Annotated in this window: 13 protein-coding genes and 1 other RNA gene; 11 read left to right on the plus strand and 3 right to left on the minus strand. The window is 63.2% G+C overall.

What is annotated here, in order from left to right; translation table 11 throughout:
• Window positions 1–15: 15 nt before the first annotated feature.
• Window positions 16–411 carry an acyl-CoA thioesterase gene (locus P9255_RS21140; protein ID WP_309763377.1) on the minus strand — a complete coding sequence of 132 codons (396 nt, stop codon included), beginning with the start codon at window positions 409–411 and terminating at the stop codon, window positions 16–18.
• A 236-nt stretch (window positions 412–647) separates the two neighbouring features.
• On the opposite strand from P9255_RS21140, the gene P9255_RS21145 reads away from it, so the two are divergent.
• Both P9255_RS21145 and P9255_RS21150 read left to right on the plus strand, forming a co-directional pair.
• On the plus strand, window positions 648–2,525 hold the full coding sequence (locus P9255_RS21145) for an ABC transporter ATP-binding protein/permease (RefSeq protein WP_309763376.1): 1,878 nt from the start codon (window positions 648–650) through the stop codon (window positions 2,523–2,525).
• A 102-nt stretch (window positions 2,526–2,627) separates the two neighbouring features.
• Entirely contained in the window at window positions 2,628–2,831 is a 204-nt protein-coding gene (locus tag P9255_RS21150; protein ID WP_309763375.1) for a hypothetical protein, read from the plus strand.
• Window positions 2,832–2,840: 9 nt separating this feature from the next.
• Here the strand turns inward: P9255_RS21150 and P9255_RS21155 are convergent, their stop codons facing one another.
• Window positions 2,841–4,229: an MFS transporter gene (locus tag P9255_RS21155; protein ID WP_309763374.1), complete on the minus strand. Its 1,389-nt coding sequence runs from the start codon at window positions 4,227–4,229 to the stop codon at window positions 2,841–2,843.
• Window positions 4,230–4,501: 272 nt separating this feature from the next.
• Here P9255_RS21155 and P9255_RS21160 point away from each other — a divergent pair, with 272 nt between their 5' ends.
• From P9255_RS21160 to P9255_RS21185, 6 genes are all read left to right on the plus strand, one after another.
• Window positions 4,502–5,473, plus strand: a complete 972-nt coding sequence (locus P9255_RS21160) for a LysR substrate-binding domain-containing protein (RefSeq protein ID WP_309763373.1) — start codon at window positions 4,502–4,504, stop codon at window positions 5,471–5,473.
• Between the two features lie 108 nt (window positions 5,474–5,581).
• The gene (locus tag P9255_RS21165; protein ID WP_309763372.1) at window positions 5,582–6,874 is read left to right on the plus strand and encodes a Glu/Leu/Phe/Val dehydrogenase; all 1,293 of its coding nucleotides are present in this window, start codon (window positions 5,582–5,584) and stop codon (window positions 6,872–6,874) included.
• A gap of 297 nt (window positions 6,875–7,171) precedes the next feature.
• Window positions 7,172–8,065 carry a glutamate/aspartate ABC transporter substrate-binding protein gene (locus tag P9255_RS21170; protein WP_309763371.1) on the plus strand — a complete coding sequence of 298 codons (894 nt, stop codon included), beginning with the start codon at window positions 7,172–7,174 and terminating at the stop codon, window positions 8,063–8,065.
• Between the two features lie 70 nt (window positions 8,066–8,135).
• Entirely contained in the window at window positions 8,136–8,876 is a 741-nt protein-coding gene (locus P9255_RS21175) for an amino acid ABC transporter permease (RefSeq protein WP_309790403.1), read from the plus strand.
• Complete coding sequence (gene gltK, locus P9255_RS21180) at window positions 8,876–9,553, plus strand: glutamate/aspartate ABC transporter permease GltK (RefSeq protein ID WP_309763369.1); 678 nt, start codon at window positions 8,876–8,878, stop codon at window positions 9,551–9,553. The genes P9255_RS21175 and gltK overlap by 1 nt, the downstream gene beginning before the upstream one ends.
• Entirely contained in the window at window positions 9,550–10,275 is a 726-nt protein-coding gene (locus P9255_RS21185; RefSeq protein WP_309763368.1) for an amino acid ABC transporter ATP-binding protein, read from the plus strand. The genes gltK and P9255_RS21185 overlap by 4 nt, the downstream gene beginning before the upstream one ends.
• Window positions 10,276–10,335: 60 nt before the next feature.
• Here P9255_RS21185 and P9255_RS21190 read toward each other — a convergent pair whose 3' ends face one another.
• Window positions 10,336–11,238: a class II glutamine amidotransferase gene (locus P9255_RS21190; protein WP_309763367.1), complete on the minus strand. Its 903-nt coding sequence runs from the start codon at window positions 11,236–11,238 to the stop codon at window positions 10,336–10,338.
• Window positions 11,239–11,464: 226 nt separating this feature from the next.
• Here P9255_RS21190 and pyrC point away from each other — a divergent pair, with 226 nt between their 5' ends.
• From pyrC to rnpB, 3 genes are all read left to right on the plus strand, one after another.
• Window positions 11,465–12,562: a dihydroorotase gene (gene pyrC, locus P9255_RS21195; protein ID WP_309763366.1), complete on the plus strand. Its 1,098-nt coding sequence runs from the start codon at window positions 11,465–11,467 to the stop codon at window positions 12,560–12,562.
• Window positions 12,563–12,571: 9 nt separating this feature from the next.
• Complete coding sequence (locus tag P9255_RS21200; RefSeq protein WP_309790404.1) at window positions 12,572–13,378, plus strand: DUF3025 domain-containing protein; 807 nt, start codon at window positions 12,572–12,574, stop codon at window positions 13,376–13,378.
• Between the two features lie 12 nt (window positions 13,379–13,390).
• Window positions 13,391–13,806: RNase P RNA component class A (gene rnpB / locus P9255_RS21205), an RNA gene on the plus strand.
• The last annotated feature ends 38 nt before the right edge of the window (window positions 13,807–13,844 follow it).

Consider the following 13,844-nt stretch of genomic DNA (forward strand, 5'->3'; position numbering starts at 1 on the left):
GGGGGGGCGCGAGCGTCAATCCAGCGGCGGCAACGCGCGCGGCCGGCGATCGTTGTCGGTCGCGACGTAAGTCAGCGTCGCTTCCGTCACCTTGACGACTTCTTCCGCGAGACTCATGCGCTGCGCATAAACCTCGACGTAGATGGTGATCGACGTGTTGCCCGTCTTCACGATGTCGGTATAGAAGCTCAGCAGATCGCCGACGAACACCGGGTTCTTGAACAGGAACGAATTCACCGCGATGGTCGCGACGCGCCCGTTCGCGCGACGGCTCGCCGGAATCGATCCGGCAATGTCCACTTGCGCCATGATCCATCCGCCGAACACGTCGCCGTGCATGTTCGAATCGGCGGGTTGAGGCACGACGCGCAGCGTCACGGGCTTCTGGGGAAGTCTGGATTCTTCAGGCATGAAAGGCAGTCCGATTGCTGTCGCTCGATGAGAAGGCAGGCGCGAGCGTGGCCTTGCACCTTCTGCGACAATGCTTATGTATAGGAAAAGGCCGCGCGCATCAGCACTGCATGAGCGCCGCGGCCCTCGACAAATTGTACGGGAAGCACGCACGGCGTGCGCCCGGTCCACATAAGGCGTCCCCACGCCGCGCCATCGAGCAACGTTCGCGCGACGCGCCTCCATAACCCGAACTCATGCGCCGCTATTCGAACACCGAGCCGGGGCCAGTCGCGCAAGGTCCGCGCAACGACTGGCAGACCATCCGCTCGCTGCTGCCGTATCTGACCACTTACAAATGGCGCGTCGTCTTCGCGCTGACGTGCCTCATCGGCGCGAAGGTCGCCAATCTCGGCGTGCCGATCGTGATGAAGCACATCGTCGATAGCCTCGCGTCCGTGCAGCATCTCACCGCCCTCGGCCGCGCCAGCGATGCGCCCGGCATCGTGCTGATCGGTGGCATCGGGCTCCTGGTCGTCGCTTATGCCGGCGTGCGGCTTTCGACGTCGCTCTTCACGGAGCTGCGGGAACTGCTCTTCGCGAAGGTGACGGAAAGCGCGGTTCGGCAACTCGCGCTGCGAGTGTTTCGGCATCTGCACTCGCTGTCGCTGCGCTTTCATCTCGAGCGGCAAACCGGCGGCATGTCACGCGATATCGAACGCGGCACGCGCGGCATTCAGCAACTCGTGTCGTATTCGCTGTACAGCATCTTGCCGACGCTCGTCGAAGTCGGGCTCGTGCTTGCGTTCTTCGTGACGAAGTACGAAGCGTATTACGCGATCGTTACCCTGGTCGCGCTGGTCCTGTATATCGGCTTCACGGTGAAGGTGACGGAGTGGCGCACGCATTACCGGCGCACGATGAACGAACTGGATTCGAAGGCCAATTCGCGCGCGATCGATTCGCTGCTCAACTACGAGACCGTGAAGTACTTCGGCAACGAGGAATGGGAAACGCGCCGTTACGACGAGAATCTGCAGCGATACCGCGCGGCCGCGATCAAGTCGCAGCGTTCACTGTCGATGCTCAACTTCGGGCAGCAGGCGATCATCGGCACCGGGCTCGTGTTCATTCTGTGGCGCGCGACACAAGGCGTGATGTCCGGGCGGCTCACGCTCGGCGATCTCGTGCTCATCAACACGTTCATGCTGCAGCTCTATATCCCACTGAACTTTCTCGGCGTGGTGTATCGCGAACTGAAGCAGGCGCTGACCGACATGGACCGCATGTTCACGCTGCTTGGCGCCGGTCGCGAAGTGCCCGACGCGCCGAATGCGCCGCCGCTCGATGTCACCGGTGGCGAAGTGCGCTTCGAGCGCGTGAGCTTCGCCTATGAAGCGGCGCGGCCCATTCTCCACGATGTCGATTTCACCATTGCGGCGGGCACCACGACGGCGGTCGTCGGGCACAGCGGATCGGGGAAATCGACGCTCGGGCGGCTCTTGTTCCGCTTTTACGATCTGGATCGCGAGAAGGGCGGGCGCATCGTGATCGACGGGCAGGACATTCGCGATGTCACGCAGGATTCGCTGCGGGCATCCATCGGCATCGTGCCGCAGGACACCGTGCTCTTCAACGACTCGATCTACTACAACATCGCGTATGGACGGCCATCGGCGAGCCGCGACGAGGTGATCGCCGCGGCGCGGGCGGCGCATATCCACGACTTCATCGAAGGACTGCCGGCCGGTTATGAAACGACGGTCGGCGAACGCGGGCTGAAACTGTCGGGCGGCGAGAAGCAGCGCGTGGCCATCGCGCGGACGCTGCTCAAGAATCCACCGATCCTGATTTTCGACGAAGCCACCTCCGCGCTCGATTCAAAGTCCGAACGCGCGATTCAGCGCGAACTCGATTCGATCGCGCGCGAGCGGACGACGCTCATCATCGCGCATCGGCTATCGACGGTCGTGCACGCGCAGCAGATCATCGTGATGGATCACGGACGCGTGGTGGAGCGCGGCACGCACGCGGAGTTGCTGCGGGCGGGCGGGTTGTTCGCGCAGATGTGGGCGTTGCAGCAGCGCACGGTGGACGAAACAGCGCAGCATCAGCGGGATACGGCGGGCGCTTGAGCCTTGTCTTGCTCTTGGAACAGCGCGATTGCACTCAATGCAACAGTTTCTTTTTTCCTGGCCTGCTACATTCGCGCCTTTCATCAGCACTCGGAAAAGCGCATGGACGACATCAGTGTCTGGGACTGGCTTCTACTCGCGGCAGTATTCGCCGTGACAATTTATCCGGTTGTGCGAATCATTCGTCGCACCGGACGCTCCGGCTGGTGGGTGCTCGCGTTCATGACCCCCGCGCTGACTCTGATCGCCCTTTATGTGTTCGCGTTCGCGCGCTGGCCCGCAATCGACGACGACCGCCGATCATGAGCCGCCGCATCACTCCATCGCATGGGCGCCGTTGATCGCCACTGGATCGTGCCCTTGCGCCGGCAACGCCGACCACTGCAGCCACTGTCCGCGCAACGCGAATAGCGCACCGAACGCGCACGTCGCCAGCACGCCGAACGTGGCGAAGCCCATCTGATAGCTGCCGGTGCTTTCCTTGGCGATGCCCATGATCACCGGCAGATAGAATCCGCCGATTCCCCCCGCCGCACCGACGATCCCCGACAGCAAGCCCGTCTTCCCCTTCCAGCGATGCGGCACGAGCTGGAACGTCGAGCCATTGCCGAGCCCGAACGCGATGTAAAGGCACACGAGCAGTGCGAGTCCGCCGGTCACGGGCGGCATCCAGATAGCGAAGGCGAAGTCCGCGGCAGCGATTGCCGCGAGCAGCACGAGTAACGCGCGCACGCCGGTCACGCGATCGGCCACATAGCCGCCGAACGGTCGCACGATTGCACCGAGGAACGCGAGCAGCGACATGAAAAGGCCCGCTTCGAGCTTCGGCATCTGATAAAGCGACGTGAGCAGCAGCGTCACATACGACGACATTCCGACGAAGCCGCCGAAGGTGATGCTATAGATCAGCATGATGACCCAGGTATCGCGCTCGCCGAGCACCGAACGATAACGTCGCGGCAACACGGCGATCGCGATGAGCGCGCCGACCACCGGCAGCAGCAGAACGCCCGCGCGTCCCGCTCCGAACACGCCGCCATGCACGGCGAGCACGAGCACGACGAGGCTCACGAGCGTCACCGCGAAGCTGGCGAGCGCGCGCATCGTGCTGCCGGTTTTCTCGCCCGCGTCCGACGCCCACGCGTAGAGCGCGGCTGCCGTGATCGCGAGCAGCGGCAGTGCGGCGGCAGTCGAGAGCTTCCAGCCGAAGGCATCGGCGAGATGAGGGAACAGAAAGCCGTCGAGCACCGCGCCGATGTTACCGGCCGCAGCGAGGCCAAGCACGAGTCCCTGCACCTTGGGCGGATAGTTGCTGCCGGCCATCGGCAGCGCGACGGCGAAGCTCGCGCCGCCCATGCCGAGGAACACGCCGAGCACGAGCAAGAGCGCATACGACGGCACGCCCGGCACGAGCGGCAGCACGATCGACGGTATCGAGGAGAGGAGCACGCCCATCAGCGCGACGCGGCGGCCATCGGTCGATTGATAAAGATTGCCGAGCGTCACGCGGAGAATCGCGGCGGCCAGCACCGGCACCGCGACGAGGAAGCCTTGCTGTGCGGCGGACATCGTCACGTCACGGCCGATGAACGGCGCAAGCGGCCCATACAGCACCCAAACGGTGAAGCCCGTATCGAAGTAGAGAAAGCAGGCGAGCAGCGAGCGCCAGTTGCCGCTCCTGAGCGATGCGATGAGGTTGGACATTGCGTGTTCCGGTAGAGGCGAAGTGCGCGCTTAAGAGATGCCCTTGCGGCCGCCCGGAATTTTGCAAGCATCATGCCAATGGAATCCATGTTTTCACGTAGGGTGCGACATCATGACTGGCTTGCGTTTCGGGCCGGACATCGATGCCGCGACGCCGCACCGTGCGCGTGCCGTGTGCTTGCCGATGGTGCGCTGCGGCTCGTTCGCGCCATCGAATGAAGCGCGCGCGCCCGCTAAAATGCCGCATCCGCACATCAAGGCGCGAACTCAGCATGGAACTGAAATGGCTCGAAGACTTCGTCTCCCTCGCGGAGACGCGCAGCTTTAGCCGCTCGGCCGGGCTTCGGCATATCACGCAGCCGGCTTTCTCACGACGCATCCAGGCGCTCGAAGCGTGGCTCGGCACCGAGTTGATCGATCGCTCCGTTTATCCGACCCGGCTCACGCAGGCCGGACAGGTCTTCTACGAGCAGGCGCTCGCGATGCTCTCGCAGTTCCACGAAGCACGCACGCTCCTGCGCGGGCAGGGCGGCGCGCCTGCGGCGACCATCGAGTTCGCGGTGCCGCACACGTTGTCGCTCACGTACTTTCCGCGCTGGCTGCAGCACATCGAGGCGCGGCTCGGACGCATCCGCACGCGGCTGCGCGCGCTCAACGTGCACGATGCGGTGCTGTCGCTCGTCGAAGGCGGCTGCGATCTCGTGATGGGTTATCACCATCCGAGCCATCCGGTCGCGCTCGATCCCGCTCGCTACGACATGCTGACGCTCGGTGTCGAACCGATCAGCCCCTTCTCGGCCGCGAACAAGGCGGGGCGCGCGCGCTACACGCTGCCCGCCACCGCTGATACGCCCGCGCCGTATCTGTCGTACACGCCGAATGCATATCTCGGACGCATGACCGAAGTGATCATCGCGACCGCGCCGACGCGCCTGCATCTCGACAAGGTCTACGAGACGGACATGGCCGAAGGGCTCAAGGCGATGGCGCTCGCGGGCCACGGCGTCGCGTTCTTGCCGCATAGCGCAGTGGAAGACGCCGTCGATGAAGGACGGCTTATCCGGCTCGACCGCGGAACGCGCGGGACGCCCGCCGGCCAGTTCACGTTGACGATGGAAATCCGCCTCTATCGCGACAAGCTCGCCTCACAAGGCGACGAACCTCGCCAGGCGCTGATGCGCGCGCTCTGGGACGCGGTCGGTGAAGAACTGTTGAAGGCATCGGCGGAAACGCCCGCCGCATAAGTCTCGCCGACGTTATGCACGAAACGCATGATGGGATAAGGAAACGGCATTGGATTTGGAAACGCCGTTTTTCGACAATGCATGCATTCCACAACCGCTGGAGCATCAATGTCCTCCCCGAAGCAAGACCAGTCCATCCCCTCGTATCTGCATGCCGACGATCTCGGCCCCTGGGGTAATTATCTGCGGCAGGTCGATCGCGTAGCGCCTTACCTCGGTTCCCTCTCACGCTGGCTTGAAACGCTCAAGCGCCCGAAGCGCATTCTGATCGTCGATTGCCCGATCGAACTCGATAACGGCACGGTCGCGCACTTCGAGGGTTATCGTGTGCAGCACAACACGTCACGCGGTCCGGGCAAGGGCGGCGTGCGTTATCACCAGGACGTGACGCTTTCCGAAGTGATGGCGCTGTCCGCGTGGATGTCGGTGAAGAACGCGGCGGTGAACGTTCCCTACGGCGGCGCGAAAGGCGGTATCCGCGTCGATCCGCGTACGCTGTCGCGCGGCGAACTCGAGCGCGTGACGCGTCGTTATACGAGCGAGATCGGCATCATCATCGGGCCGAACACGGACATCCCCGCGCCGGACGTGAACACGAACGAGCAGATCATGGCGTGGATGATGGACACCTACTCCATGAACCAGGGGCAGACGGCTACGGGCGTCGTCACCGGCAAGCCGATCTCCCTCGGCGGCTCGCTCGGCCGCAAGGAAGCGACGGGACGCGGCGTGTTCGTCGTCGGCACCGAAGCGGCGCGTCGCGTCGGTCTGGAGATCGAAGGCGCGCGCATCGCGGTGCAAGGCTTCGGCAACGTCGGCGGCATCGCGGCGCGTCTCTTCCAGGAAGCAGGCGCACGCGTCATCGCCGTGCAGGATCACACCGGCACGCTGTTCAACTCCAGGGGCATCGATACGGTCGCGCTCGCTGCGCACGTCGCAGAAACCGGCGGCGTCGGCGGCTTCGCGGGTGGCGATCCGGTCTCGCGCGAGGAGTTCTGGACCATCGAAAGCGATATCCTGATCCCGGCGGCACTCGAAGGGCAGATCACCGAGGAGAACGCGCCGAAGATCAAGACGAAGATCATCGTCGAAGGCGCGAACGGCCCGACGACCACCGCCGCCGACGACATCCTGCACGACAAGGGCGTGCTCGTCATTCCGGACGTGGTGGCGAACGCGGGCGGCGTGACCGTCTCCTACTTCGAATGGGTGCAGGACTTCTCGAGCTTCTTCTGGACGGAAGACGAAATCAATCTGCGCCTCGAGCGCGTGATGCGCGAAGCATTTGCAGCGGTGTGGCAGGTTGCAAGCGAGCAACAGGTATCGGTGCGCACGGCGGCGTTCATCGTCGCGTGTACGCGCATTCTGATGGCGCGTGAAATGCGCGGTCTCTACCCCTGATCGGCGTGGATCGCGTGCGGCGGGGCATCCGTTGCAACCGGGGCGCGACGAGGCCTGCGGGGCGGCGTCATCGCCCTGCAAACGCGGTTCGAATCGAGCTTTGAAAGAAGCGGGCGGCATTCTTCTGAATGCCGCCCGCTTTTTCATTGTTTTCGCGTAATATGCGCGCCTACGTGCAGTTGCACCGAGTTGCACCGGACCGTCTCGTAAATCAGACGACTTGCGGTTAACAATCATTCTTTCAGAATAATTACCCTGCTAAACTTGGCCCGTTTTTCGCCATAGGAGATCGAACAAATGAAGGTTAAAAAGACTGCGCTGCTCGTCGCTGCGCTTGGTATTTTCGCCACGGGCGCTTATGCGCAGGACGCAGGCACGCTGAAGAAGATCAAGGATACGGGCGTGATTTCGCTGGGGCATCGCGAATCGTCCATTCCGTTCTCGTACTATGACGACAAGCAAAACGTCGTGGGCTACTCGCATGAGTTCGCGCTGAAGGTCGTGGATGCGGTCAAGCAGAAGCTGAACCAGCCGAACCTGAAGGTGAAGCTCACGCCGATCACCTCGCAGAACCGCATTCCGCTCGTGCAGAACGGCACCGTGGATATCGAGTGCGGCTCGACCACGAACAACGCCGAGCGCCAGCAGCAAGTGTCCTTCTCGAACACCATCTTCGTGATCGGCACGCGCCTCATGACCAAGAAGGACTCCGGCGTGAAGGACTGGGCGGACCTGAAGGGCAAGACGGTCGTGACGACCGCCGGCACGACGTCCGAGCGCCTGCTTCGCAAGATGAACCAGGACAAGAACATGGGCATGAACATCATCAGCGCGAAGGACCACGGCGAGTCGTTCCTGACGCTGTCGACCGGCCGCGCGGTCGCGTTCATGATGGACGACGCACTGCTCGCCGGCGAACGCGCGAAGTCGAACAATCCGAACGATTTCGTGATCGTCGGCGCGCCGCAATCGCATGAAGCCTACGGCTGCATGATTCGCAAGAACGATCCCGAGTTCAAGAAGGTGGTGGACGACGCCATCGCGAAGGTCGAAACGTCGGGCGAAGCCGACAAGATCTACAAGAAGTGGTTCGAAAGCCCGATTCCGCCGAAGGGCCTGAACCTGAACTTCCCGGAAAGCGACGACATGAAGGCTCTGTTCAAGAGCCCGAATGACAAGGCGATCGACTAACCGGTTCGGCTAGCGGAACGAACGAAACGGAAGGAGCCTCGCTTCTTCCGTTTCTTTTTGGAGTAAGTCCATGTCTTATCACTGGAACTGGGGCATCCTGCTGAGTCCGGTTTCCACCGGCGAGCCCACCACCTACCTCGGCTGGCTGATATCCGGCTTCTGGGTGACGATTACCGTGTCACTCGCGGCCTGGGTGATCGCGCTGGTGGTCGGTTCGTTGTTCGGCATCTTGCGCACGGTCCCGAATCGCACGCTGGCGGGCATCGGCACCGTCTACGTCGCGATTTTCCGCAACATCCCGCTGATCGTGCAGTTCTTCGTCTGGTATCTCGTGATACCGGAGTTGCTGCCGCCTTCCATCGGCAACTGGTTCAAGCAACTGCCGCCTTCCGCGCAGTTCTTCTCGTCGTCGATCATCTGTCTCGGGCTCTTCACCGGCGCGCGCGTGTGCGAGCAGGTTCGCTCGGGCATCAACGCGCTGCCGCGCGGACAGCGCAACGCGGGCCTCGCGATGGGCTTCACGCAGTGGCAGACGTACCGGTACGTGCTGATGCCGGTCGCTTACCGCATCATCGTGCCGCCGCTCACGTCGGAATTCCTGAACGTGTTCAAGAACTCGGCGGTGGCGTCAACCATCGGTCTGCTGGACTTGTCGGCGCAAGCGCGGCAACTCGTCAACTACACGGCGCAGACGTATGAATCGTTCATCGCGGTGACGCTCGCTTACATGCTCATCAACCTCATCGTGATGCTGTTGATGCGCTGGGTCGAAGCGAAGACGCGGCTGCCTGGCTACATCGGAGGCAAGTAATGCATCAGTTCAACTGGAGTGGTATTCCGGGCGCGCTGCCGACGCTGTGGACCGGCGCCGTCATCACGTTCCAGATCACGGTGCTGGCGATCGTCGTCGGCATTCTGCTCGGGACCGTCATCGCGCTGTTCCGTCTCTCGGGCGTCAAGCCGCTGCAATGGTTCGCGGGCGCGTATGTCACGCTGTTCCGCTCGATTCCGCTCGTGATGGTGCTGTTGTGGTTCTTCCTGATCGTGCCGCAACTGCTGCAGAACGTGCTCGGGCTGTCGGCCGATATCGACATTCGCCTCGCATCGGCGATGGTCGCGTTCTCGCTCTTCGAAGCCGCGTACTATTCGGAAATCATTCGCGCCGGCATTCAGGCGGTGCCGCGCGGGCAGGTCAACGCGGCGTTCGCGCTCGGCATGAACTACGGCCAGGCGATGAAGCTCGTCGTGCTGCCGCAGGCCTTCCGCGCGATGGTGCCGCTGTTGCTCACGCAGGCCATCGTGCTGTTTCAGGATACGTCGCTCGTCTACGTCATCAGTCTCGCGGACTTCTTCCGCACGGCGACGAACATTGGTGACCGCGACGGCACGACCGTCGAAATGGTGCTGTTCGCCGGGGCGTGTTATTTCGTGATTTGCGTGGTGGCGTCGGCCCTCGTCAAAAGTCTTCAGAAAAAGGTCGCAAGATGATCTCTATCAAGAATGTTTCCAAGTGGTACGGCCAGTTCCAGGTGCTGACCGACTGCACCACCGAAGTGAAGAAGGGCGAGGTCGTCGTGGTGTGCGGCCCGTCGGGTTCGGGTAAATCGACGCTGATTAAAACCGTGAACGGCCTGGAGCCGTTTCAGAAGGGCGATATCTCGATCAACGGGCAGTCGCTGACGGACAAGAAGACGAATTTGTCGAAGCTGCGTTCGAAGGTCGGCATGGTGTTCCAGCACTTCGAGCTGTTCCCGCACCTGTCGATCGTGCAGAACCTGACGCTCGCGCAGATCAAGGTGCTCGGCCGCTCCAGCGACGAAGCCACGGCGAAGGGTTTGAAGCTGCTCGACCGGGTCGGCCTGCGCGCGCATGCGGACAAGTATCCGGGGCAATTGTCGGGCGGCCAGCAGCAGCGCGTGGCGATTGCACGCGCGCTGTCGATGGACCCGATCGCGATGCTGTTCGACGAACCGACATCCGCGCTCGACCCGGAGATGATCAACGAGGTGCTCGACGTGATGGTCGAACTCGCGCAGGAAGGCATGACCATGATGTGCGTGACGCACGAGATGGGCTTTGCCAAGAAGGTCGCGCATCGCGTGATCTTCATGGACAAGGGGCTCATCGTGGAAGATGACCAGAAGGAAGCGTTCTTCGCGAACCCGAAGTCGGACCGGGCGAAGGACTTCCTGGCGAAGATTCTGCACTGAGTTTCGTGCAGCCTGCGGCCGAAAGAAGCGCGGCGCGTTCGCACGAACGCGCCGCGTTTTTTATTCGATGCCCAGTTCCGATTCCACCGCCGCCGTCGTCCGTATCTCTTCGATCTTCAGCGCGGAGCCGACGCAAGCCTTGGCGAGCGGCTCGGCCGCCTTCTTCGCCACGGCTTCCGGCACCGGGATATTGACCGTCCGCGCGAGCGCGCCTTTCTGAAACATCGCGAGGTCGCCGGGTGCGAAGCGTGTCCAGACTTCGTTGTCCGTCAGAGGCGAAGTGGCGATGACCGCGACGCGGTCCTCAGGCGTCGTGTACTTCGCGAAGTCGATGGACATGTCCGCGTCGATCAGATGCGCCGTCGAGAACGGCCAGCTACGCACCAGATAGTACAAATGCGTCGAGCAGTGCGAGAACAGCGCCTGCCCGTTGGACATCAGGAAGTTGAAGACGCCGTATTGCGTGATGTCACGCGTGAGCGTGGCGAGCGCGTCGAAGAGTTCGTCGAGCGGCGGCTGCGAGTTCGGAAACGCGCGGCGCAAGCCCTGCAGCAGCGCGCAGAAAGCAAGTTCGCTATCCGTCGTGCCGACCGGCTGATATACGCCCGTCAGTTCCGGCGCGTGGCCGTTCAGATCGCCGTTATGCGCGAAGATCCAGTGCCGCCCCCACAGTTCACGCAGGAACGGATGGCAATTTTCCAGCAGGATGTGCCCCTGCGTCGCCTTGCGGATATGTGCGATCGTGTTCTTCGACTTGATCGGGTAGCGCTTCACCATCTCGGCGAGCGGCGAACTCGCGGACGACTGATGATCGATGAACAGCCTGCAAGCCTTGTCCTCGAAGAACGCGATGCCCCAGCCGTCCGCATGGTGATCCGTCATTCCGCCGCGCGCCGCGAAGCCGGTGAACGAAAACGTCACGTCGGTCGGTTCGGCGCAATTCATTCCGAGAAGTTGGCACATTTGCTTCAGGCAGACGGGCTAGGGCCGCAAGGCCGGTTGTTACAATACGTCCGACAAGCATATCACCCGGGCCCCCGGTCGAAAAAATCGAACGAAGCATGCGCCGGCTGCGCGTTGTGCGTTTTCCACGGCGGTTTTATCCGGTCCGCGCTGCTTCGGTGCATCGTTCCGGCGCATCCTGCTTGCGGCCCGCTCATCCCTTCAACGTCTTCGCCGTCATCACGCCATGTCCGCCATTTCCGCCTCGCCCGACACGACCGCTTCGACCACGACGCCCGCATCGCTCACACTCGCGCGCCCCGACGACTGGCACCTCCACGTGCGCGACGGCGCGACGCTCGCCGCCGTCCTGCCGCACACGGCGCGCCAGTTCGGCCGCGCGATCATCATGCCGAACCTGAAGCCGCCCGTCACGACCACGGAGATGGCCGCGGCGTACCGCGAACGCATCCTTGCGGCGCTGCCGAAGGAAGGCGCGGCGGCGCGCTTCGAGCCGCTGATGACGCTGTATCTGACCGACAACACGCCGCCCGAAGAGATTCATCGTGCGCGCGAGTGCGGCTTCGTGCATGGCGTGAAGCTGTATCCGGCGGGCGCGACGACCAATTCCGATGCAGGCGTGACGGACCTCGCGAAGTGCGCGAAAACACTCGAAGCGATGCAGGCAAGTGGCATGCCGCTGCTTATCCACGGCGAAGTAACGGACGGCGACATCGACGTGTTCGATCGCGAGAAGGTGTTCATCGACCGCGTGATGACGCCGTTGCGCCGCGATTTTCCGGAGCTGAAGGTGGTCTTCGAGCACATCACGACGAAGGATGCCGCCGAATACGTGCGCGACGCGGATGGCGCGATCGGCGCGACGATCACCGCGCATCACCTGCTGTTCAACCGCAACGCGATGCTCGTCGGCGGCATTCGTCCGCACTATTTCTGCTTGCCGGTGATCAAGCGCGAGACGCATCGCGTGGCGCTCGTCGAGGCGGCGACGTCAGGCAATTCGCGCTTCTTCCTCGGCACCGACAGCGCGCCGCATCCGAAGGGCCTGAAGGAGCACGCGTGCGGCTGCGCGGGTTGCTATACAGCGCTGCACGCGCTGGAGCTTTATGCGGAAGCGTTCGACAAGGCCGGCGCGATCGACCGGCTCGAAGGCTTCGCGAGCTTCCACGGCGCGGATTTTTACGGCTTGCCGCGCAGCAAGGAAACGGTGACGCTGGAGCGCGCGTCGTGGACGTTGCCGGCTGAGTTCGACGCGGGCGACACGCAGATCGTGCCGTTGCGCGGCGGCGAGCCGATCGGCTGGCGGTTTGTCGACGGGAAGTGAGTTGCGGTGGTGTTGTCCTCGATCGACTGGACGCGCCCGTGGCTGGCGTCGTTCGAATCGCGTGGAAGGCGCTGGGAGTCCGCCGCGCTCGACGGCCATGCAGCTTATCTCGGTCAACTGAACGATGACGCGGCGCAAGCCGCGCTCGTCACCGGGCGCGGCAAGCGGCTCGCATTCATCGCACAGGACGAGCTGCCGCCGGGCGCCTCCTACGAAGGCCATATCGCGGAAACCGGCCGCGTGCCGACACGACACAATCTGCACGATTTCTTCAACGCGCTGATGTGGTTCGCGTATCCGCGCACGAAGGCGGCGCTGAACGCGCGTCAGGCCGATCAGATCGATGCGCTCGGCATCGGTCCGACGCGTGGCGGCGTGCGAGACGCGCTCACGCTTTTCGACGAGAACGCCGTGCTCTTCGCTTGCGCCGACGCGCGACTCGCTGATGCACTCTGCCGCTTCGACTGGCGCACGCTATTCATCGACGGTCGAACGTCATGGGGCGCGCGATGCGAGGCGCGCATCTTCGGTCATGCGCTGCTCGAAAAGCTCGTCGCACCGTACAAGGGGTGCACCGGGCACGCGTGGATCGTCGATGTTCCGGCGGAATACTTCGCCGCCGACGAACCCACGCGCCGCGCGATGCTCGATGAAAGCGTGTGGGCAAGGCTGCTCGCGCAACCGACCGACAGCCGCGCGTTCGCTCCGCTGCCGGTTCTGGGCGTGCCGGGCTGGTGGCCCGCGAACGAATCGCCCGCGTTCTACGACGACGCGACCGTCTTCCGTCCCGGCCGCCGCGCGCGCATCCAATGTTAAAATCGACGCCGCAAAGCAGGCCAGGCAGCCGCGGCTTCGGCGCTTTCGGGCGTCGGGGGCGAGGAAAGTCCGGACTCCACAGGGCAGGGTGATGGCTAACGGCCATCCGTGGCAACACGCGGAACAGGGCAACAGAAAGCAAACCGCCGATGGCTTCGGGCGCGAGTCCGAAGATCAGGTAAGGGTGAAACGGTGCGGTAAGAGCGCACCGCGGACGTCGCGAGACGCTCCGGCACGGTAACCTCCACCCGGAGCAATTCCAAATAGGCAGGCGCGCATCTTCGCGATGCAGGACGGGGCCCCCGTTTCGTCTGCGGGTAGGAAGCTTGAGCGCGTCAGCAATGGCGCGCCTAGAGGAATGGCTGCCACGCGCGATCGTCTTTCGGGCGGCGCGTGCACAGAATCCGGCTTATCGGCCCGCTTTGTCGTCATTCAAAAGAAGAGCCGGCGTCACATGCATGACGCC

The sequence above is a fragment of the Caballeronia sp. LZ019 genome, assembly GCF_031450825.1.
In the GTDB taxonomy this organism is placed as follows: Bacteria; Pseudomonadota; Gammaproteobacteria; order Burkholderiales; family Burkholderiaceae; genus Caballeronia.

What these genes read in the sequence shown, in the direction of transcription:
- P9255_RS21140 (WP_309763377.1), bottom strand. Translation starts at nt 411, where the DNA reads ATGCCTGAAGAATCCAGACTTCCCCAGAAGCCCGTGACGCTGCGCGTC.
- P9255_RS21145 (WP_309763376.1), top strand. Translation starts at nt 648, where the DNA reads ATGCGCCGCTATTCGAACACCGAGCCGGGGCCAGTCGCGCAAGGTCCG.
- P9255_RS21150 (WP_309763375.1), top strand. Translation starts at nt 2,628, where the DNA reads ATGGACGACATCAGTGTCTGGGACTGGCTTCTACTCGCGGCAGTATTC.
- P9255_RS21155 (WP_309763374.1), bottom strand. Translation starts at nt 4,229, where the DNA reads ATGTCCAACCTCATCGCATCGCTCAGGAGCGGCAACTGGCGCTCGCTG.
- P9255_RS21160 (WP_309763373.1), top strand. Translation starts at nt 4,502, where the DNA reads ATGGAACTGAAATGGCTCGAAGACTTCGTCTCCCTCGCGGAGACGCGC.
- P9255_RS21165 (WP_309763372.1), top strand. Translation starts at nt 5,582, where the DNA reads ATGTCCTCCCCGAAGCAAGACCAGTCCATCCCCTCGTATCTGCATGCC.
- P9255_RS21170 (WP_309763371.1), top strand. Translation starts at nt 7,172, where the DNA reads ATGAAGGTTAAAAAGACTGCGCTGCTCGTCGCTGCGCTTGGTATTTTC.
- P9255_RS21175 (WP_309790403.1), top strand. Translation starts at nt 8,136, where the DNA reads ATGTCTTATCACTGGAACTGGGGCATCCTGCTGAGTCCGGTTTCCACC.
- gltK (WP_309763369.1), top strand. Translation starts at nt 8,876, where the DNA reads ATGCATCAGTTCAACTGGAGTGGTATTCCGGGCGCGCTGCCGACGCTG.
- P9255_RS21185 (WP_309763368.1), top strand. Translation starts at nt 9,550, where the DNA reads ATGATCTCTATCAAGAATGTTTCCAAGTGGTACGGCCAGTTCCAGGTG.
- P9255_RS21190 (WP_309763367.1), bottom strand. Translation starts at nt 11,238, where the DNA reads ATGTGCCAACTTCTCGGAATGAATTGCGCCGAACCGACCGACGTGACG.
- pyrC (WP_309763366.1), top strand. Translation starts at nt 11,465, where the DNA reads ATGTCCGCCATTTCCGCCTCGCCCGACACGACCGCTTCGACCACGACG.